The 18261-nt window shown below is 53.3% G+C and carries 16 protein-coding genes; 10 read left to right on the forward strand and 6 right to left on the reverse strand.

Annotation, left to right across the window (positions count from 1 at the left end; translation table 11 throughout):
- The first annotated feature begins 392 nt into the window (after positions 1–392).
- Entirely contained in the window at positions 393–1409 is a 1017-nt protein-coding gene (gene galR / locus IAE27_RS20155; protein WP_004105264.1) for an HTH-type transcriptional regulator GalR, read from the forward strand.
- Here galR and IAE27_RS20160 read toward each other — a convergent pair.
- From IAE27_RS20160 to IAE27_RS20175, 4 genes are all read right to left on the reverse strand, one after another.
- Complete coding sequence (locus IAE27_RS20160) at positions 1370–1849, reverse strand: GNAT family N-acetyltransferase (protein ID WP_016809909.1); 480 nt, start codon at positions 1847–1849, stop codon at positions 1370–1372. The genes galR and IAE27_RS20160 overlap by 40 nt on opposite strands.
- Positions 1846–2619, reverse strand: coding sequence for a GntR family transcriptional regulator (locus IAE27_RS20165; protein WP_154022847.1), 774 nt, complete (start codon positions 2617–2619; stop codon positions 1846–1848). Before IAE27_RS20165 ends, IAE27_RS20160 begins: the two co-directional genes overlap by 4 nt.
- Before the next feature lie 68 nt (positions 2620–2687).
- Positions 2688–4115, reverse strand: a complete 1428-nt coding sequence (locus tag IAE27_RS20170) for a glycoside hydrolase family 1 protein (protein WP_154022846.1) — start codon at positions 4113–4115, stop codon at positions 2688–2690.
- A gap of 7 nt (positions 4116–4122) precedes the next feature.
- Positions 4123–5460, reverse strand: coding sequence for a PTS sugar transporter subunit IIC (locus IAE27_RS20175; RefSeq protein WP_004115108.1), 1338 nt, complete (start codon positions 5458–5460; stop codon positions 4123–4125).
- A gap of 303 nt (positions 5461–5763) precedes the next feature.
- Between IAE27_RS20175 and IAE27_RS20180 the strand changes: the two genes are divergently transcribed.
- Positions 5764–6765, forward strand: coding sequence for a LacI family DNA-binding transcriptional regulator (locus IAE27_RS20180; protein ID WP_162098332.1), 1002 nt, complete (start codon positions 5764–5766; stop codon positions 6763–6765).
- 39 nt (positions 6766–6804) lie between these two features.
- On the opposite strand, the gene lysA is transcribed toward IAE27_RS20180, so the two are convergent.
- Positions 6805–8067, reverse strand: a complete 1263-nt coding sequence (lysA, locus tag IAE27_RS20185; protein WP_108704589.1) for a diaminopimelate decarboxylase — start codon at positions 8065–8067, stop codon at positions 6805–6807.
- A gap of 134 nt (positions 8068–8201) precedes the next feature.
- On the opposite strand from lysA, the gene IAE27_RS20190 reads away from it, so the two are divergent.
- The 5 genes from IAE27_RS20190 to IAE27_RS20210 all read left to right on the forward strand — a co-directional run bounded on the left by IAE27_RS20190 (position 8202) and on the right by IAE27_RS20210 (position 14764).
- Positions 8202–9125 carry a LysR family transcriptional regulator gene (locus tag IAE27_RS20190; RefSeq protein ID WP_108704588.1) on the forward strand — a complete coding sequence of 308 codons (924 nt, stop codon included), beginning with the start codon at positions 8202–8204 and terminating at the stop codon, positions 9123–9125.
- A 490-nt stretch (positions 9126–9615) separates the two neighbouring features.
- Positions 9616–10323 (forward strand): fimbria/pilus periplasmic chaperone, encoded by a 708-nt coding sequence (locus IAE27_RS20195; RefSeq protein WP_064370276.1) that lies wholly within the window; start codon positions 9616–9618, stop codon positions 10321–10323.
- A 29-nt stretch (positions 10324–10352) separates the two neighbouring features.
- Positions 10353–10871, forward strand: coding sequence for a CS1 type fimbrial major subunit (locus tag IAE27_RS20200; protein WP_004115121.1), 519 nt, complete (start codon positions 10353–10355; stop codon positions 10869–10871).
- Between the two features lie 69 nt (positions 10872–10940).
- Positions 10941–13637 (forward strand): TcfC E-set like domain-containing protein, encoded by a 2697-nt coding sequence (locus tag IAE27_RS20205; RefSeq protein WP_200092819.1) that lies wholly within the window; start codon positions 10941–10943, stop codon positions 13635–13637.
- On the forward strand, positions 13634–14764 hold the full coding sequence (locus IAE27_RS20210) for a CfaE/CblD family pilus tip adhesin (RefSeq protein WP_115239249.1): 1131 nt from the start codon (positions 13634–13636) through the stop codon (positions 14762–14764). Before IAE27_RS20205 ends, IAE27_RS20210 begins: the two co-directional genes overlap by 4 nt.
- A gap of 61 nt (positions 14765–14825) precedes the next feature.
- Here the strand turns inward: IAE27_RS20210 and IAE27_RS20215 are convergent, their stop codons facing one another.
- The gene (locus tag IAE27_RS20215) at positions 14826–15518 is read right to left on the reverse strand and encodes an aspartate/glutamate racemase (RefSeq protein ID WP_200092825.1); all 693 of its coding nucleotides are present in this window, start codon (positions 15516–15518) and stop codon (positions 14826–14828) included.
- 136 nt (positions 15519–15654) lie between these two features.
- Here IAE27_RS20215 and IAE27_RS20220 point away from each other — a divergent pair, with 136 nt between their 5' ends.
- The 3 genes from IAE27_RS20220 to IAE27_RS20230 all read left to right on the forward strand — a co-directional run bounded on the left by IAE27_RS20220 (position 15655) and on the right by IAE27_RS20230 (position 18260).
- Entirely contained in the window at positions 15655–15981 is a 327-nt protein-coding gene (locus tag IAE27_RS20220) for a cupin domain-containing protein (RefSeq protein ID WP_004105284.1), read from the forward strand.
- Positions 15982–16474: 493 nt separating this feature from the next.
- A complete protein-coding gene (locus tag IAE27_RS20225; RefSeq protein ID WP_004115132.1) occupies positions 16475–17365 on the forward strand; it encodes a carbohydrate ABC transporter permease in 891 nt (296 codons plus the stop codon).
- Positions 17358–18260: a carbohydrate ABC transporter permease gene (locus IAE27_RS20230; protein WP_004105302.1), complete on the forward strand. Its 903-nt coding sequence runs from the start codon at positions 17358–17360 to the stop codon at positions 18258–18260. The genes IAE27_RS20225 and IAE27_RS20230 overlap by 8 nt, the downstream gene beginning before the upstream one ends.
- The last annotated feature ends 1 nt before the right edge of the window (position 18261 follow it).

Raw genomic sequence — 18261 nt, forward strand, 5'->3', positions numbered from 1 at the left:
AAGCCTAAGTGCAACCAGTTATTGCTATTTTCGCTAACTGTAACAACGGCAGCGGCAGGCAAAAAAAAACCTGCGCATCTGCGCAGGCTGGTGTAATTAGAGTGGTCAACCTGAAGTCGACTCCACCTATCAATACCTCTGGGATAGCCAGAGTATCAATGCACTGAATGGGTTAACCAGCGAACATTCGCAACAGCTAATCGCAAAGTGTAAGCAAAGGTGTGAATTATCGTTTCCCGGTATCATTCTCCGTTCCCCTGTGGGTAACTATTTCACCGGCAACGCTACTCTGCGTCACAATTGCATTAACCTGAAACGACCAGGCCTTGAATATGCCGCGCTTTCCCGTACCATAACCGGTATGTAAACGCTTACCCTAAAAAAGGTCTGGTATGGCGACCATTAAGGATGTAGCCCGACTCGCAGGCGTTTCTGTCGCTACCGTCTCCCGCGTGATTAACAATTCACCGAAAGCCAGTGAAGCCTCGCGCCAGTCAGTAGGCGCGGCGATGGAAACGCTAAATTATCACCCTAACGCCAACGCCCGCGCGCTGGCGCAGCAGTCAACGGAAACCGTCGGCCTGGTGGTGGGTGATGTCTCCGACCCCTTCTTCGGCGCGATGGTCAAAGCCGTCGAGCAGGTTGCCTACAATACCGGCAATTTTTTGCTGATCGGCAACGGCTATCACAGCCTTCACAAAGAGCGTCAGGCGATTGAACAGCTGATCCGCCACCGCTGCGCTGCGCTGGTGGTTCATGCCAAAATTATCCCCGACGACGAGCTGGCCTCGCTGATGAAGCAAATCCCCGGCATGGTGCTGATTAACCGCATCCTGCCCGGCTTCGAGCAGCGCTGCGTGGCGCTGGATGACCGCTACGGCGCGTGGCTCGCTACCCGCCACCTGATTCAGCAGGGGCACACCCGTATCGGCTATCTCTGCTCAAACCACGCCATTTCCGATGCCGAAGATCGGCTGCAGGGCTACTATTCGGCGTTAAAAGAGAGCAACCTGCCGTGCAACGATCGGCTGGTGACCTTTGCCGAACCCGATGAGAGCGGCGGCGAACTGGCTATGACCGAGCTGCTGGGCCGCGGCAGAAATTTTACCGCCGTCGCCTGCTATAACGACTCAATGGCCGCCGGCGCGATGGGCGTACTGAACGATAACGGGATTGATGTGCCGCGCGAGATTTCGCTGATTGGTTTTGATGACGTGCTGATTTCACGCTACGTGCGGCCGCGGCTGACTACCGTGCGCTATCCGATTATCACCATGGCGACTCAGGCCGCTGAGCTGGCATTAGCGCTGGCGGAACATCGGCCTCCGCCGGAGATAACGCATCTTTTCAGCCCTACGCTGGTCCGCCGTCACTCGGTGATTGCGCCTCTCGATAGCGACAAATCGTAGCGGTATAAACTGACGGCGGCGGCCGGATAATCCAGGCCTTCGCCGATGTACTGCCAGCCGAAACGTTCATAAAAATCGCGGCAGGCGGAGTAGAGAAACAGCTCGCCATAGCCCTGCTTTCGGGCATAGTCGATAACGTGCTGCTGTAGTTTCCCGGCCAGCCCCTGCCCGCGCGCTTCAGGGGCCACGTAGAGCGCCGCCATCCATGGATAAAGGTCCTGACGGCTGATTAAATCGCAGCGCCACAGGCCGACGGTGCCTAACAGCGTCTCCCCCTCAGCGGCAATAAAGGTCATCGGCAGCGCCCCCGGCGTCTGGCTATGCCCGACAATACTGGCGAAGAACGCCTGCGGCAGCGTTTCACCGCCAAAAGCCCGCCATAGCCATTCCGTCACGCGTGAAGCGTGCTGCGGCGCGGCGTAGAGGGGTTGGATCATCACACCAGCTTTCCCTGAAAAATAGGCACCGATTCAAAGAGGTAGCCATCAAAGTCCGGCGCGTCTTCATCGGACAGCTCCAGCAGACTGTTTTTAACGTTTTCGAGATGCTGCCACATAGCCTGCCAGGCCCCCATCACATCGCGACGACGCAGGGCGGCGAGAAGCGTTTGCCGATCGCCGAGCCACTTCAGGCGATACGCCCGGCTGGCAATGTGCACGTTGAACTGCTGCCACAGCGGGCTGCTGTCCATCTGCAGCCAGATGCGCTCGACCGTCGCCAGCAGCATCTGATTTTGCGTCGCGCCGGCCAGCACCAGGTGAAACAGCCGGGCGTTGTCCTGGCTGGTATCGTTAGCGGCAATGGCCCGCTGCTCCTGCTCGATAATGCGCTTCAGGTTATCGATATCGGCGCGGGTGGCCATTTTGGCGGCAAAGGCGGCGATGTTGCTCTCCAGCAGCTGGCGGGCCTGCAGGATTTCGAAGGGCCCGACGTCGCTGCTCAGCATCTGTTCTTCCTCACTATCGTCCTCGTGCGGGATGCGCATCACATACACCCCTGAGCCCTGGCGGATATCAACCGTCCCCTGCAGCTCCAGCATCAACAGCGCTTCACGGACGATGGTGCGGCTCACGCCGTAGGTTTCGGCGATATTGCGTTCCGGCGGCAGGCGCGACCCAATGGGATAGCGCCCCTGCGCAATCTGTGCGCGTAAATCATCACCTATTTCCTGGTAGGGTTTCTTTTCCGGCGCAATGATAGCCTTCTCCACAATATCACCTGTGCGTTATGAGCCTGCGAGTCAATATCGGCCGCTATCTTAGCAAAATTTCAGCCCGGCTAGCGCCACTCATCATCAATATCCAGCGTCAATTCGCGACTCTCGCCAAGCTTACGGAACCAGCTGGCGGAAGCCTTGGGCCGCCGGGCACGATTATTTTGCAGATCGATTTCAATCAGCCCGTAGCGGTTTTTAAAGGCGTTCATTGGCGAAACGTTATCGGTAAATGCCCATAGCATGTAACCCAGGCAGTTGGCTCCCGCTTCCCGCGCGCGCAGCGTCTGCCAAAGATGCTCGCTGATAAAACGGATCCGGTAGTCGTCGGCGATAGTGCCTTCGCTATTGCGAAACTGCCCTTCGTTTTCCACACCCATGCCGCTTTCCGCCACGAACCACGGAATATTGCGATAGTCCCGTTTGATCCACATCGCCATATCAAAAATGATTTGCGGATAAATTTCCCAGCCGCGGGAGTGATTCATCCGTCGTCCCGGTAGTTCAAAGGGCTCATAGTAGTAAGCCGGATGGAACGGCGTCTGCGGGTGCCAGGCGCGCGATGGCGCTTTAACGCGATGCGGATAGTAAAGGTTAATCCCCAGCTCATCGACGGTGTTTTCGCGGATAATCGCCAGCTCTTCCGCTCGATAATCCCATGCAACCTCGTGCTGTTCGAGCAGGGCCAGCAGCTCGGGCGGGTATTCGCCGTGGACCAGCGGGTCGAGAAAAATCCGGTTATAGAACAGATCGTAGCGCTCGGCGGCGCGCACGTCATGCGGCGCTGTTGAGCGCGGGTACGTTACCTCCGGGTTAAGAATGCAACCTACCGTGCCGCGATAGCCTTTCTCGCGGAACAGTTGGACCACTTTTGCCGTCGCCAGCACCTTGTGGTGGTTCCACTGCATCCAGGTGCCGGTATTCTGCTCGTAGGGCCAGCGCAGCGCGTCCAGGTAAACGCGGGTCTGCACGACGATCGGCTCATTGAAAGTAAACCAGCGCGTAACCTTGCGGTGATAGCGGGCGAAAACTTTCTCTGCATACTGCGTAAACAGCGCAACCACCTTTTTTGACGCCCAACCGCCGTACTGCTCCAGCAGATAGCCGGGGAGTTCATAGTGCTCAAGGCAGATCATCGGCTCGATGCCGTTGGCCAGCAGTTCATCGAACAACTGGTCGTAGTACGTCGCATAGGCTTCATCGACCGTGACGTTTTCATAATCGGTGAGAAAGCGCGACCAGTTTATCGACGTACGGTAGTGGGTGAGCCCGGCCAGCTTCATCAACTGCACATCTTCGCGGAAGCGGTTGATAAAATCCGTCGCCACAGCCGGACCGTAGCCGTTATGCCAGACGTGACGGTCGTTCTTGTACCAGAGATCGGGCCAGGAATCCTGACCCTCTTGCTTACCGCTCCAGCCCTCGGTTTGCCACGCCGAAGCGGCGGCGCCGAGGATAAAGTCGCGGGGAATGGTCATCTTTACTGTCGTCATGGTGTCCTCATGCATTTTCGCTGGCTTGCGCGTTGTCCGCCTGACGCTGGGCGTTTTCCGCGCGGCGGGAAGCAATTTTGACAAACGGCAGGTAGATAAGCACCGCGGTCAGGATGCAGATAAGCTGCGTCACCACCGCGCCCATCGAGCCCGCCGTTGACAGCCAGGCGTTGATCAGCGGCGGCGTGGTCCAGGGCACCATCACCACCGCTTTACCGGCAAAACCGGCGGCAGTCGCGAAGTAGCCGATGCTGCCGGTTACCAGCGGCGTAATAATAAAGGGGATCGCGAGGATCGGATTGAGCATGATCGGCATCCCGAAAATGACCGGTTCGTTGATATTGAACAGGCCCGGTCCAATCGACAGCTTGGCGATCTCTTTCATCTCTTTGCGTTTAGTGGCGATCATCACCGCAATCAGCAGACCAATCGTCAGTCCCGATCCGCCAATGCTCATATAGACATCCCAGAACGGCATGGTGATGATATTCGGCACTTCTTTGCCCTGCTCAAAGGCGCTCATATTGACGGTAATGGCTCCCAGCAGCAGCGGTTCGCGGATCGGTTTGATCATCTGATTACCGTGAATGCCGATAACCCAGAACAGCTGCGCGACAAACATCAGCAGCAGGATCCCCGGCAGGCTTTGCACCACCCGCTCCAGCGGCTGCTGCACCACCTGATAGACCGCGTCATACAGATACATGCCGGTCGCCTGATGAAAAATAAAGCCAAAGGTGGCAATCACCGTGGTGGTGATAATGGCCGGGATCAGCGCGGAAAATGATGCCGATACGTTGGGCGGCACGGTATCCGGCATCTTAATCTTCAGCCCCTTACGGCCCTCCAGCCAGCAGTAGATTTCCACCGACAGAATAGCGATAAACATGCCAAGGAACAGGCTGCGGGTATCGGAGAACTGGCGCAGCAGGACATCCTTCACTTCATGCATTTGCCCGTCGACCATCATCTCGACGGTGGTCGGCGTGACGCAGATAAAGCAGATCACCGCCAGCAGTCCGGGGAACAGGCTCTTAATGCCGTTAATCCGCCCCAGCTCAATGCCAATAAGGAACACCGCGCCAATATTGAGAAAGTTAAGGGTGGCGTAGTTGATCGCGCTGGTAATAGGTTTGAGCGCCGCCAGAAACGAGAGCGCCTGAAAGCTGGCGAGGCCGTTTTTTGGATCCAGCACCATATTGGAGATCAGCACCGAAAAGGCGCCAACGATGATCACCGGCATCAGGGTAATAAAGGCGGATTTTATCGCCATGATGTAGCGGTAGCTGTTGAATTTCGTGGCGAAACTCCCCAGTGAGTCGATCAGTTTGTCCTGCAATGCCATAGAGGATACCTCAGTTTTAAGGGCTTTTAGCGCACCAGGTGTACAGCCAAACACCTATTGGCATACCAAAAAATAGCCACTGGTGAGAATAAGTTCTGTGATTAAGCTCGCAACTCGTTTATTGGTATTCCAGAAAGGCGGAAATTGGCATACCGCATTTACAGTTTTATTTTCCGCGCGATCAATTCCTGTAAAAGCGTGATCGCGATAGTTTTTTGCGCCGCCATCAAGCCATATCCCCCTGAATGTCTGTGATAAACTGCGGGTTACCACGTGATATCAGGAATCGGATGAATGGCTACAATGCTGGATGTCTCAATTCGCGCAGGCGTCTCTAAAGCGACGGTTTCCCGCGTGTTGAACGGCACGGGTCAGGTGAAAGAGAGCACCCGCCAACAGGTTTTTAAGGCGATGGAAGAGCTGGGCTATCGGCCTAATTTTCTCGCCCGCTCGCTGGCGAACCGCACCAGCAACAGTATCGGACTGGTGGTTTCTACCTTTGACGGCTTCTATTTTGGCCGCCTGCTGCAGCAGGCTTCCCGCCAGACGGAAGCCTGGGGTAAACAGCTGATCGTTACCGACGGCCACGATGCGCCGGAACGTGAAGAAGAGGCGGTGCAGATGCTTGCCGACCGCCAGTGCGATGCTATCGTGCTTTACACCCGCCATATGAGCGAAAAGAAAATCATGTCGCTGATTGAATCCATCGACATGCCGCTGGTGGTGATTAACCGTGATGTAAGCCAGGCGAGAGAGCGCTGCGTGTTTTTCGAACAGCAGGATGCAGCGTTTCAGGCGGTGGAATATCTGATAACCCAGGGCCATCGCGATATCGCCTGTATTACCGTGCCGATGCACACGCCGACGGGTAAAGCTCGCCTGGAAGGCTATCGTAACGCGCTGAAAAAGCACGGCATTAAGTGGGATCCGGCGAAAGTGAAATACGGCGACTCCACTATGAGCCGCGGCTATGAACTCTGCTGCGAGCTGCTGGAAGAGAAAACGCCGTTTAGCGCGCTGTTTTCCTGTAACGATGATATGGCGCTGGGCGCTTCGAAGGCGCTGCACCAGGCAGGGCTGCGGATCCCGCAGGATATTTCGCTGTTTGGCTTTGATGACGCGCCGAGCGCTAAATGGCTGGAACCGGGGCTATCGACGGTCTATCTGCCGATCGATAACATGATCACTACCGCTATCGATCAGGCGATCAAGCTGGCTAACGGTCAGCCGATCGAAACCATACCGCCGTTTACCGGCAAACTGGTGCTGCGCGAGTCGGTCACCACCGGGCCGTATTACGCATAATTAGCGGGCCCGATAAGCAAAGCGCCATCGGGCAGCGCCTTACAGCTGCTCGAGCGCCAGCAGCTCTTCGATAGTCTGACGGCGGCGGATCAACCGCGCTTTACCGTTGTCGAACAGCACTTCCGGCAGTAGCGGACGACTATTGTAGTTTGAGGACATCGACGCGCCGTAAGCGCCGGTATCGTGCAGCACCAGATAATCGCCCGGCACCACCGCAGGCAGCAGGCGGGTCTCCACTTTCCCTCCCTCCTGCTGGGTAAAGACATCGCCCGATTCGCACAGCGGCCCGGCCACCACGGTTTCAATCTCCGCTGCGGCGCTCAGATCGCGGCCGTCCGCGGCCAGAGCGGTAATATGGTGATAGCTGCCGTACATCGCCGGACGCATCAAATCATTAAAACCGGCGTCAATCAGCACGAAGTGGCGGCTGCCCATCTCTTTTACGCTGCGAACCTGAGAAACCAGCACGCCGGATTCCGCCACCAGGAAGCGACCCGGTTCGATCTCAAGCGCGACCGGATGGCCCAGGTGTTTAGCGACCTGTTCACGCGCCGCGTTCCACAGGCCGAAATAGTGATCGGTATCGATCGCCTCTTCGCCTTCGCGGTAAGGGATCGACAGCCCGCCGCCGGCGGAGATCGCCTGCAGATCCTGACCGAATTCGACAACCTGACGCACCATCGCGCCGCAGACCTGCTCCAGGTGGCCGTAGTCTACGCCGGAGCCGATATGCATATGAATTCCCACCAGCTGTAGCTGATAACGACGCATCACTTCCAGCGCCGCCGTTAAATGACTGTGCCAGATGCCGTGCTTGCTGTTTTCGCCGCCGGTATTGGTTTTTTGGCTATGACCGTGACCGAACCCCGGGTTAACCCGCAACCAGACGCGATGGCCCGGTGAAACTTCGCCCAGTTGGCTCAGCATATCAATTGAGCCGGCGTTGACCGGGATCTGTAGTTCTTTCACCCGCGCCAGGGTTGCATCGTCGATCAGATCAGCGGTAAAGACGATATCTTCCGGATGCTGATGCGGATCGTATCCGGCAGCCAGCGCGCGCTCGATCTCGCCCAACGACACCGAATCCACCTTCACGCCCTGCTCGCGCATCAGGCGAAGGATGTGGATATTCGAGCAGGCCTTCTGCGCAAAACGCACTACGTCGAACTTGCTCAACTGAGCAATCTGGCGGCGGATAATTTGCGCGTCGTAGACCCAAACCGGGCAGCCGAACTCGACGGGCAAACGCAGCAGATTGTCTGCGTTCAGGTCGGTATCGGTGGCGTAAAGCGAGTGTGGCATAAAGAACTCCGGTGCTGTGTGTGCGTTATCTCTGTTTTTTTACGATTACGCCACAGCGCGTGGGGAATAAAAAATATCGTTTTATTGCCAGTCTATGCAAAAATGATATGGCTTGCGTTACTTAAGGAACACTCATGCCCGCCGTTAATCTGCGTCATATTGAAATCTTCCATGCGGTCATGACCACCGGCAATCTGACCGAGGCCGCAAGAATGCTGCATACCTCGCAGCCGACCGTCAGCCGCGAGCTGGCGCGTTTTGAAAAGGTGCTGGGATTAACGCTGTTCGCCCGCGCCCGCGGCCGTCTGCAGCCAACGGTTCAGGGTTTACGCCTGTTTGAAGAGGTGCAGCGCTCCTGGTACGGCCTGGACAGAATCGTCAGCGCTGCGGAAAGCCTGCGCGAGTTCCGCCAGGGCGAACTGTCGGTCGCCTGTCTGCCGGTATTTTCCCAATCATTCCTGCCGCTACTGCTGGGGCCTTTTTTGACGCGCTACCCGGAGGTCAGCCTGCAAATCGTCCCGCAGGAGTCGCCGCTGCTGGAGGAGTGGCTTTCCGCCCAGCGCCACGATCTGGGATTGACGGAGACCCTGCATACTCCCGCCGGAACCGAGCGTACGCCCCTGTTGACCCTGAATGAAGTGTGCGTATTGCCGCAGGGCCATCCGCTTGCCGCTAAGCAAGTATTAACGCCTGCAGACTTTAATGGTGAAAACTATATTAGCCTGTCGCGCACCGACAGCTACCGTCAGCTGCTCGATGCGCTGTTTCATGAACATCAGGTGAAACGGCGGATGGTGGTGGAAACGCACAGCGCCGCCTCCATTTGCGCTATGGTGCGCGCCGGAGTCGGTATTTCAGTGGTTAACCCGCTCACCGCGCTCGATTATGCCGGGAACGGCGTGGTGGTCCGACGCTTTAGCGTTGAAGTGCCTTTTACCGTAAGCCTGGTTCGCCCGCTCCACCGCCCGGGATCCGCGCTGGTCGACGCTTTTTGCGATCATTTATTAAATGAAATACCCAGCGTCAGGTCCTCATTGGAAAGTCTGATGAATAATTAAGTCGATTTAAGAATAATCATGGCTGTTCTTCAATAACATCAACATAGAGACTTAATACATTCACGACATCATAATAACTCAGCATATCAATATATGTCTGAAGCTTATTCATAACACTCATCAAAATTCACTTTTATTCAACACATGAAAAATCCTAAAAACGGTGATTACACCTGACCTTTTGACTTAATTTATATAAACCAATCATGCGATATCCTCTATGAATATTCTTTAAGTGAACATATATCATTCATTGAAAATATGTTTGCCAATGCCAAACGACAACTCACCCCACTCATTCTCTCTCGCTATTTTTAAATCATTACTTAACGGAAGGTTAAGTAAAATTAACTTCATCAAGTTGAATTCAATATATATATTTTGTCTCACAAAATGTTTTTAACATTTAAAACAGCATTTTTATGTATCAGTATTTTACTTATCTGACGAAAAAGCAGGCATCTTATTAATAAAAACAGGGAGTTATAACATGAATGTAAAATTGAACCTCTGTGCGCTCTTATTAGCATGCCTTGCACCAATAAGTTATGCCAATATGTCCGTCTACCCAATGTCCGTTGATATGAACAATCAAGGTGAAGGCAATGTCCGTGTGATTTCACGAACCAACGATGTTCAGTTTATCAAAACGACTATTGTCAAAATTTCCGATGCTGGTACAGCAAAAGAAAAAGAAAACGAAATTAAAACCGGCGATCCCAATGCTATTGTGGTGATGCCGCCAAAATTCGCGCTCCCGGCAGGCGCCAGTAAAATGGTGCGACTGGTGTCGATGGAGCCCGCCCTGCAAGAGACCACTTATCGCGTTAAATTTGAAGCCGTTTCGCAACTTGATGACCCTCTGGAAGGAACGAAAGGCACCAAAACACAGCTCAACATTAATCTCATCTGGGGGGTTCTGGTAAGCGTTCCGCCAGAGCATCCCGAACTGAAAATGAGCTTACAGCCGGGTGGGGAAATTACCAATAACGGTAACCAGCGTTTTAAAGTTTTAAAAATTGGCCTGTGCAAGAAAGCACAGGCGGATAAAGAGTGCGCATGGCAAGACGTAGGGCGAAATCTTTACCCTACTGCCCATTTTGCACCAAAGAATATACTGAATTACGACCGCGTCGTTATTCAGTATTGGAACTGGATTGATAAGACCAGGAAATCTCAAAGCTTCTCAATTCATTAATCTTCATTCATTACATGGAATATAAGTAAATGAAAGCAGCAATTTCTAAATCTTTACTTGCTTTAGCAATGGTATCCGTAATGGGTTCTGCTATGGCAGTACAAAAAGACATTACCGTAACTGCAAACGTTGACGCTGCCCTGGATATGACTCAGGTCGACAACTCTGCGCTGCCGAAGAACGTTGATATGCAGTATATCCCGGGCACCGGCCTGGTACCGTATCAGCTGCAGACCAAAATCTGGGCAAACGACACCGCGAAAGATGTCATGATGCAGCTGACCAGCGATGCAGTACTGGTTAACAGCCTGGGCGGTTCAACCGTTCCGATGAGCGTTACCTGGGGCGGCGAACAGCTTTCAACTACCCCAGCGACTCTGAAAGCGACCGAACTGTTCCCGAATCCGGATACTGCTCTGCAGACCGGTTCTGTTGCTAAAACCCTGCAGATCGCTCAGGCAACTCAGGAACCTCTGGCGACTGGCACCTACCAGGGTGTAGTCAGCATCTATCTGTACCAGGCAACAACGGCTCCAGTAACTCAGTAATTAAAAGCGTAATGAACCGAAGAAACCTCTTCGGTTCATTTATATTATTTCAGGGACGAAGATTGAGTAATGAAAAGATCAATTCTTGGACTATTAATATTTTCCATACTCAATGTTGCAAATGCACGTACCGAGAAAATTCCTCCAGGATTTGAAATTATCGTACTCGGTCAACAGGAATACCTTGACGTAAACCTCGCGGGACGTAATCTAGGCAAATTTTATGCCACCGTCAGCCTTGACTCCGTCAAGTTCGATCAACCGCAAAAGATTATTGCTGCAATGGGGCTGGATAACGACCCTGTACGGCTTAAAGCTATTTCTACAAAGCTCGGCCAACCTCTTGAGCGTCACGGCGAACTAGCATGCAGCATCATTAATCACAGCACAGGTTGCGGCTACCTGACCACCAACGATGTCGCGTTGATTTATAACGGCGAGCAAAACTCCGTCTCCTTATTTCTTAATAAAGAGTGGTATCCAGAAAACGGTAAAGACACGCTTTATCTGTCCCCCACTCAAGGCGACGATATCGTTAATGCCTTCGTTCACCAGCAAGATATTAATGTCTCCATTCAGGACGACTATAAATCGGCATGGTTGCAGGGTACCGGCGCGCTGGGCGTTACGGGCAACAGTTACATCGGTGCTTACTGGAGCCTGAACGGTAACGAAAGCGATGGCGAAACCGAAACGGACGCTGACGTCAGCGAACTCTACTATCGCTACGACCTTCTGCAGAGATTTTATGTTCAGGGCGGGCGAATGGACAGTCGGAGCCTGTACAATCTTGATGGCGGTAACTTTAACTTCTCGTTCCTGCCGCTCGATGCCTTTGACGGCGTTCGCGCAGGGTCGACCCTGAGCTACCTCAACCGCGAACAGGCGGGTCAGGGAACACCGGTAAGCGTACTGCTTTCCCGCAGCTCGCGCGTCGATGTCTACCGCGATAACCAACTGCTGGGTTCGTTTTACCTGAACGGCGGCAACCAGTCGCTGGACACCAGCTCGTTCCCTTCAGGAAGCTACACCCTGCAGCTAAAAGTTTATGAAAGCAACCAGCTCGCCCGCACAGAAGTGGTTCCCTTTACCAAAACGGGGAGCATGACGGATGGCCATATCCAGTGGTTCCTTCAGGCGGGTAAGCTGGCGGATGATTCCAGCTCTTCAACCAACTATAGCGATGACGGCGCTACCTCCGCGCAGGCGGGCCTGCGGATCCCGGTGACGGCGCAAAGCGAACTCATGCTTGGCGTCGCCTCGGTGGACAATAATTTTTCGGCAGAAATTAACAGCCATATTACGCCTGCGCTAGGCGCCTTTGGCGATATGGATCTGCAAACCGGCTTTTTCTATAACGACCAGGGCGGTCGCGGCAATATGCAGCAGCTCAACTGGCGGGTCGAGAATTGGCCCTCACTGAACTTCTACCGTAAAGACACCAACGGCGGACAGTGTTCCGGCGATAACGATTCTGAAGATTACGATCTCAACTGTTTTGAGAGCATCAGCGCAGGTCTGTCGCAAAACGTCTTAAGCTGGAACCTGTCGTTAAACTGGAACCGCACTCGCAACCATGCGGACTACCATACTCGCTGGGACAATGACGAAAACTTTAGCGACAACTATTTCAGCCAGACTAACGCCAACTCTACATCGGATAGCGTACAGTTCAGCGCATCGCGATCCTTTAGCCTGACGAACTGGATCCTCAACACCAACCTTGGCGTATTTACCCGCAATGACAGCGGCAGCAGCCGTAACGATAACGGCGCTTATCTGATGTTCACCTTTAGCGAGACGCCGCGTCAGGACAATAACGCACGCAGCCGCAGCACCACCATTAGCACCGATTATCGTACCAGCAATAACAGCAGCGACCAGACCGCCTGGAACCTGTCTCGCACCTGGTATGACGATAACGTGAACCATAAAGAAGTGGGCGTCAGCCTGGGCGGTATTAATACCGACACGCTGGACAGCGGCGTTAACGGCCGTATCGATGGCTTGTATGGCAACCTCAGTGCTTATCTCACCGACAGCTATGATACCCAGGACCGCGAGCACAGTACCGCCTTTACCGGCAGCTATAGCTCCACGCTCGCCGTCAGCCTCCACGGGATTCAGGTTGGCCGTGCGGGTAACGGTGACCCATCGGCAGCAGTTCTTATTGCGGTGAAAAAAATGGACGACGCCGACAACGATGAACTGTCCGTCGATGCCACTACCAACGGCAGCAAGGCCAGCCTGACCGGCGATGAATCGGTCCTGTTCCCTTTCACTGGCTATGAGATGGGCTACGTCGACGTCAACGACAGCGCGCGTAAACACCAGACCGGTACCACCAACCTGATTGCCGGTTCGGGTAAACAAAGCCTGATGTTGCTGCCGGGCAAACTGCGCTACCGCGAAGTGTCAGCCACCTTTAACTACAACTACATCGGTCGACTGCTGCTGCCCGAAGCGCTGAAGCAGTATCCGGTGATTGGCTTAAATAGCGCGATGCTGCTGATGGCGGACGACGGCGGCTTCACGCTGGAAATGCAGGGCTCATCACGCGATCTCTACGTGCTGGCCGGGCAGAGCTTCCTGAAGTGCCCGCTGAAGGTGCTGAAGAAACGCGCCAGCATTCGCTTTGCTGGGGATATTCAGTGCTCCGTAGTGGCCTACGATCAACTGCCATCGCCAATTCAGGTTCAGGCGCAGCTTAAGCAGTCGCAGCGCAGACAGGCGCTGGAAACCGCACAAAGGGAGAGTGTGCAATGAAATTGATAAAATTTTTAATGCTGTGTTGTCTAATAGGAAGTTGTAGCGCACAGGCTGTTGTGATTAATGGACCAACGCCTGCGACCAGTACCTTGCAAAACTATGAAATACCTTCTGGTGCTCCTGCTGATGTCTATCTTTGGCACGATGACTACCCTGGTACAACACTGAATTACAATTCTCAATATGGCAGTTATATCTGTTCTTACTCCAGTATCCGACAGACATGTAGTGCACAAAGTACAGGTTCAACCATTACCATGATATTAAAAGAAAAAAGAAGTGGTATGGAACATAAATTAAAACTACAGGCTTACCAGCAAAGTATTTATTATGATGTAAACGATCCTTCTCAATCCGTATATTGCGGACCCCGGTGGGCATTAACAGTATTTAATTCGGTAAACGGTTGCACAGGCAAAAGTGGTGACGTTACGAATAATACAAAAACACTGACAGTTTGGATCCCACAAAGCGAAATGAATGCTCTTCCCATTGGCGGTGTATGGGAAGGACAACTGAAGATTGGCTGGAATCAGCTGGGTGGCAAAGGATCGTTCACTTATTTAGCCAATATCACCCTCAAGGGTAAAGCGCCCGGTAAACAGGACATTTTTTTCCCGGAATTTAACAGCGCCAATCCACTGGTGCAACTTGACCTGCATCCTGTCGGCTCCGTGACGGGCAACAGCTACGCAGAGGATGTTACCACGCTGGATATGTGCCTGTATGACGGCTTTAACTCTAACAGCGACAGTATGACTCTCTCCTTCAGAGATGAAGGGAAAAGCGCACCGGCGCGACAAAATGGAGAGTTCTCCATTTATAACACGGCAAACGCCACTACCGGTGAGAGCGAGCGGATAGACTACCGGGTGGAGATGTTTAACCCCCATACTCACAGCTGGATGACGATGAAAAACTCCGAAGCAGTGAAGATCTCGGCTGGCGTAAACGGTCAGGATCAAATACGCCCGGTGCGTCTGCCTTCAATCACCTATCCGGTACTTTGCGCACCGACGCCGCTGCGGCTGACCGTCAAAAAATTCAAGGTGGCGCAAAAATCAGCCGGTTATTATAAAGGTAAATTGACTGTAGAATTTAGCCCAAGCCTGAACAGTATATAACCTTTGTTTTCACCACGATCATCTCCTCTCATAACCGGGAGGAGATGATTTCATTAATGAATCAAGACAGCATAAACTCCACCGCGTCCGCCGCATGAATCGCTGTGGTATCAAACACCGGCAGCGGACTGCGCTCTTCCGGTACCAGCAGGCCGATTTCGGTACAGCCGAAAATGACCCCTTCCGCCCCCTGCTCTGCCAGAACCTCAATGACCTGCAGATAGTAGTCGCGTGAATGCGCATTAAAGACGCCGAGGCACAGTTCATCAAAAATGATCTGGTTAATCCGCGTGCGATCTTCAGCTTCCGGAATCAGCGTATCAATAGCAAACTGCTGCTGCAGGCGGCCGCGATAAAAATCCTGTTCCATAGTATAGCGCGTGCCTAATAGCGCAACGCGGCGCTGGCCCTTTGCGATAATCGCTCGTCCGGTAGCGTCGGCAATATGCAAAAACGGCACGTCGCAGCGCGTTTCTATCGCCTGCGCGACTTTATGCATGGTGTTGGTACACAGGACGATCCCCTCGGCGCCCGCCTGCTGCAGGCCGAAGGCCGCCTGCGCGAGGATCTCGCCCGCGCGTTCCCAGTCGCCGTTTGACTGACAGGCTTCAATTTCGTGGAAATCGACGCTGTGCAACAGCAGGCTGGCGGAGTGCAGACCGCCGAGGCGTGCTTTAATACCTTCATTTATCAACCGGTAGTAAGGAATCGTTGATTCCCAGCTCATACCGCCTAACAGACCAATCGTTTTCATCATCCCTCCTTGTGTGAGTTTTCCAGTAGAACAAAGTTGTGATCGACTTTCCACTTCTCCCGACGATCGTTTCCTTTTTCAGGATTATGGGATAGATTAAATGAAACATTGTTTCAATTAATCACAGGACCATCGGATGTTTATTTTTCATAAAGAGACCACCCTTGAAGATCTGGGTAATGGCGTCACGCGCCGCATTCTTGCGCACGATGGCAAAATGATGGCGGTTGAAGTGAACTTCGAACAAGGCGCCATTGGGCCGATGCATAACCACCCCCATGAACAGCTTACCTACGTGCTCTCAGGCGAGTTCGAGTTCACCATCGGTGATGAAAAGCACGTGGTCAGCGCCGGCGATACGCTCTACAAGAAACCGGAAATTATGCACGGCTGCGTTTGTCTCAAGGCGGGAACGCTGCTGGATACCTTCACCCCTGTTCGTCAGGATTTTCTGCAAAAGTAGCGCTTCATCTCCAGGGCATGCCGCGCATGCCCACCATTTTCTGAACTTTTCCGCTACAAATAATTGTCATAAAGTATGTCGCACCGCAATGATTAGCAGCGCAAGCAATTTCGCCTGACCAGCCTCTCTCCGTCGGACTCTCATCCGTATCTCTGACCTCTCATCTCTGCAAAATGCGCGCTCCAGCACCTTTTTGAAACATCGTTTCGACTTTGATCACATTTCCGCGATCAACCGAATGACTCCGTAATAAATAGCAATAAAATAAAATTAAAACGGCGTTTTACAAAATCAGGACGCCGGGTAAGACAAAATCAAAAAACACATGTTCTTCAGGGATAAGAAGAAAGAAAAGTTTTAACCAATCAACCATCGCCAGGGAAGGATTTACCGCTGACATACCAGGAACGCATTAACTTTCCGGCGGCACGGGCCGCGGGAAAGGCAGTAACCCCGAATCCGTATTACAAACTCGTAAGCCAGGTAGGTATGTATGAATGAAAACAAAATGCTGGGATTGGCATGGATATCGCCCTACATCATAGGGTTGATAGTCTTTACCGCCTTTCCCTTTGTTTCATCTTTCTTCCTCAGTTTCACTGAGTACGATTTGATGAGTCCACCGGTGTTTAACGGCATCGAAAACTATCGCTACATGCTGACCGAAGATGGTCTCTTCTGGAAATCCATGGGCGTGACGTTCGCGTATGTCTTTTTAACCATCCCGTTAAAACTGGCTTTCGCTCTGGGGATCGCGTTTGTCCTCAACTTTAAGCTGCGCGGCATCGGTTTTTTCCGTACCGCCTACTACATCCCGTCGATACTCGGTAGCTCGGTGGCGATTGCCGTATTGTGGCGCGCGCTGTTTGCTATCGACGGCCTGCTGAACAGCTTTATCGGCGTGCTCGGCTTCGACCCGGTCAACTGGCTCGGCGAGCCTTCGCTGGCCCTGATGTCCGTTACCCTGCTGCGCGTCTGGCAGTTTGGCTCAGCGATGGTCATCTTCCTTGCGGCGCTGCAGAACGTTCCACAATCACAATATGAAGCGGCGATGATCGATGGCGCTTCAAAATGGCAGATGTTTATGAAGGTCACGGTGCCGCTAATCACACCGGTGATTTTCTTCAACTTCATCATGCAGACTACCCAGGCGTTCCAGGAGTTTACCGGCCCGTACGTCATCACCGGCGGCGGCCCAACCTACTCCACCTATCTGTTCTCGCTCTATATCTACGACACCGCCTTTAAGTACTTCGATATGGGCTACGGTGCGGCGCTGGCATGGGTGCTGTTCCTGGTGGTCGCGGTGTTTGCCGCCATTGCGTTTAAGTCTTCGAAATATTGGGTGTTCTACTCCGCCGATAAGGGAGGCAAAAATGGCTGATATCCAACAAATCACTGAAGCAAGGGACGTCGCTGAACGTGAAGTCGCGCGGACGCTGCGCCGTGAAAAAATAAGCCGCTCGATTCGCTATGTGATCCTGCTGTTCGTCGGCCTGCTGATGCTCTACCCGCTGGTATGGATGTTCTCGGCGTCGTTCAAACCGAACCACGAGATCTTCACCACCCTGAGCCTGTGGCCTGCCCACGCGACCTGGGATGGCTTTATCAACGGCTGGAAAACCGGCACCGAGTACAACTTCGGCCACTACATGCTGAACACCTTTAAGTATGTGATCCCGAAAGTGCTGCTGACCATTATCTCCTCCACCATCGTGGCCTACGGCTTTGCCCGCTTCGAAATCCCGTGGAAGAAATTCTGGTTCGCTACGCTGATCACCACCATGCTCCTGCCGAGCACCGTACTGCTGATCCCGCAGTATCTGATGTTCCGCGAAATGGGCATGCTGAACAGCTATCTGCCGCTGTACCTGCCGCTGGCCTTCGCCACTCAGGGGTTCTTCGTCTTCATGCTGATTCAGTTCCTGCGCGGCGTTCCGCGCGACATGGAAGAAGCGGCGCAGATTGACGGCTGCAATTCCATTCAGGTGCTGTGGTACGTGGTGGTGCCAATTCTGAAACCGGCGATTATCTCGGTGGCGCTGTTCCAGTTCATGTGGTCCATGAACGACTTTATCGGTCCGCTGATTTACGTCTACAGCGTGGATAAATACCCCATCGCGCTGGCGCTGAAAATGTCCATCGACGTCACGGAAGGCGCTCCGTGGAACGAAATTCTGGCAATGGCGAGTATCTCCATTCTGCCGTCCATCATCGTGTTCTTCCTGGCACAACGCTACTTCGTACAGGGCGTTACCAGCAGCGGAATTAAAGGTTAAG

Origin of the sequence: Klebsiella sp. S69 (assembly GCF_016516145.1) — a bacterium.
GTDB lineage: Bacteria > Pseudomonadota > Gammaproteobacteria > Enterobacterales > Enterobacteriaceae > Klebsiella > Klebsiella oxytoca.

What these genes read in the sequence shown, in the direction of transcription:
- galR (WP_004105264.1), top strand. Translation starts at nt 393, where the DNA reads ATGGCGACCATTAAGGATGTAGCCCGACTCGCAGGCGTTTCTGTCGCT.
- IAE27_RS20170 (WP_154022846.1), bottom strand. Translation starts at nt 4,115, where the DNA reads ATGACGACAGTAAAGATGACCATTCCCCGCGACTTTATCCTCGGCGCC.
- IAE27_RS20175 (WP_004115108.1), bottom strand. Translation starts at nt 5,460, where the DNA reads ATGGCATTGCAGGACAAACTGATCGACTCACTGGGGAGTTTCGCCACG.
- IAE27_RS20180 (WP_162098332.1), top strand. Translation starts at nt 5,764, where the DNA reads ATGCTGGATGTCTCAATTCGCGCAGGCGTCTCTAAAGCGACGGTTTCC.
- lysA (WP_108704589.1), bottom strand. Translation starts at nt 8,067, where the DNA reads ATGCCACACTCGCTTTACGCCACCGATACCGACCTGAACGCAGACAAT.
- IAE27_RS20190 (WP_108704588.1), top strand. Translation starts at nt 8,202, where the DNA reads ATGCCCGCCGTTAATCTGCGTCATATTGAAATCTTCCATGCGGTCATG.
- IAE27_RS20195 (WP_064370276.1), top strand. Translation starts at nt 9,616, where the DNA reads ATGAATGTAAAATTGAACCTCTGTGCGCTCTTATTAGCATGCCTTGCA.
- IAE27_RS20200 (WP_004115121.1), top strand. Translation starts at nt 10,353, where the DNA reads ATGAAAGCAGCAATTTCTAAATCTTTACTTGCTTTAGCAATGGTATCC.
- IAE27_RS20205 (WP_200092819.1), top strand. Translation starts at nt 10,941, where the DNA reads ATGAAAAGATCAATTCTTGGACTATTAATATTTTCCATACTCAATGTT.
- IAE27_RS20210 (WP_115239249.1), top strand. Translation starts at nt 13,634, where the DNA reads ATGAAATTGATAAAATTTTTAATGCTGTGTTGTCTAATAGGAAGTTGT.
- IAE27_RS20215 (WP_200092825.1), bottom strand. Translation starts at nt 15,518, where the DNA reads ATGAAAACGATTGGTCTGTTAGGCGGTATGAGCTGGGAATCAACGATT.
- IAE27_RS20220 (WP_004105284.1), top strand. Translation starts at nt 15,655, where the DNA reads ATGTTTATTTTTCATAAAGAGACCACCCTTGAAGATCTGGGTAATGGC.
- IAE27_RS20225 (WP_004115132.1), top strand. Translation starts at nt 16,475, where the DNA reads ATGAATGAAAACAAAATGCTGGGATTGGCATGGATATCGCCCTACATC.
- IAE27_RS20230 (WP_004105302.1), top strand. Translation starts at nt 17,358, where the DNA reads ATGGCTGATATCCAACAAATCACTGAAGCAAGGGACGTCGCTGAACGT.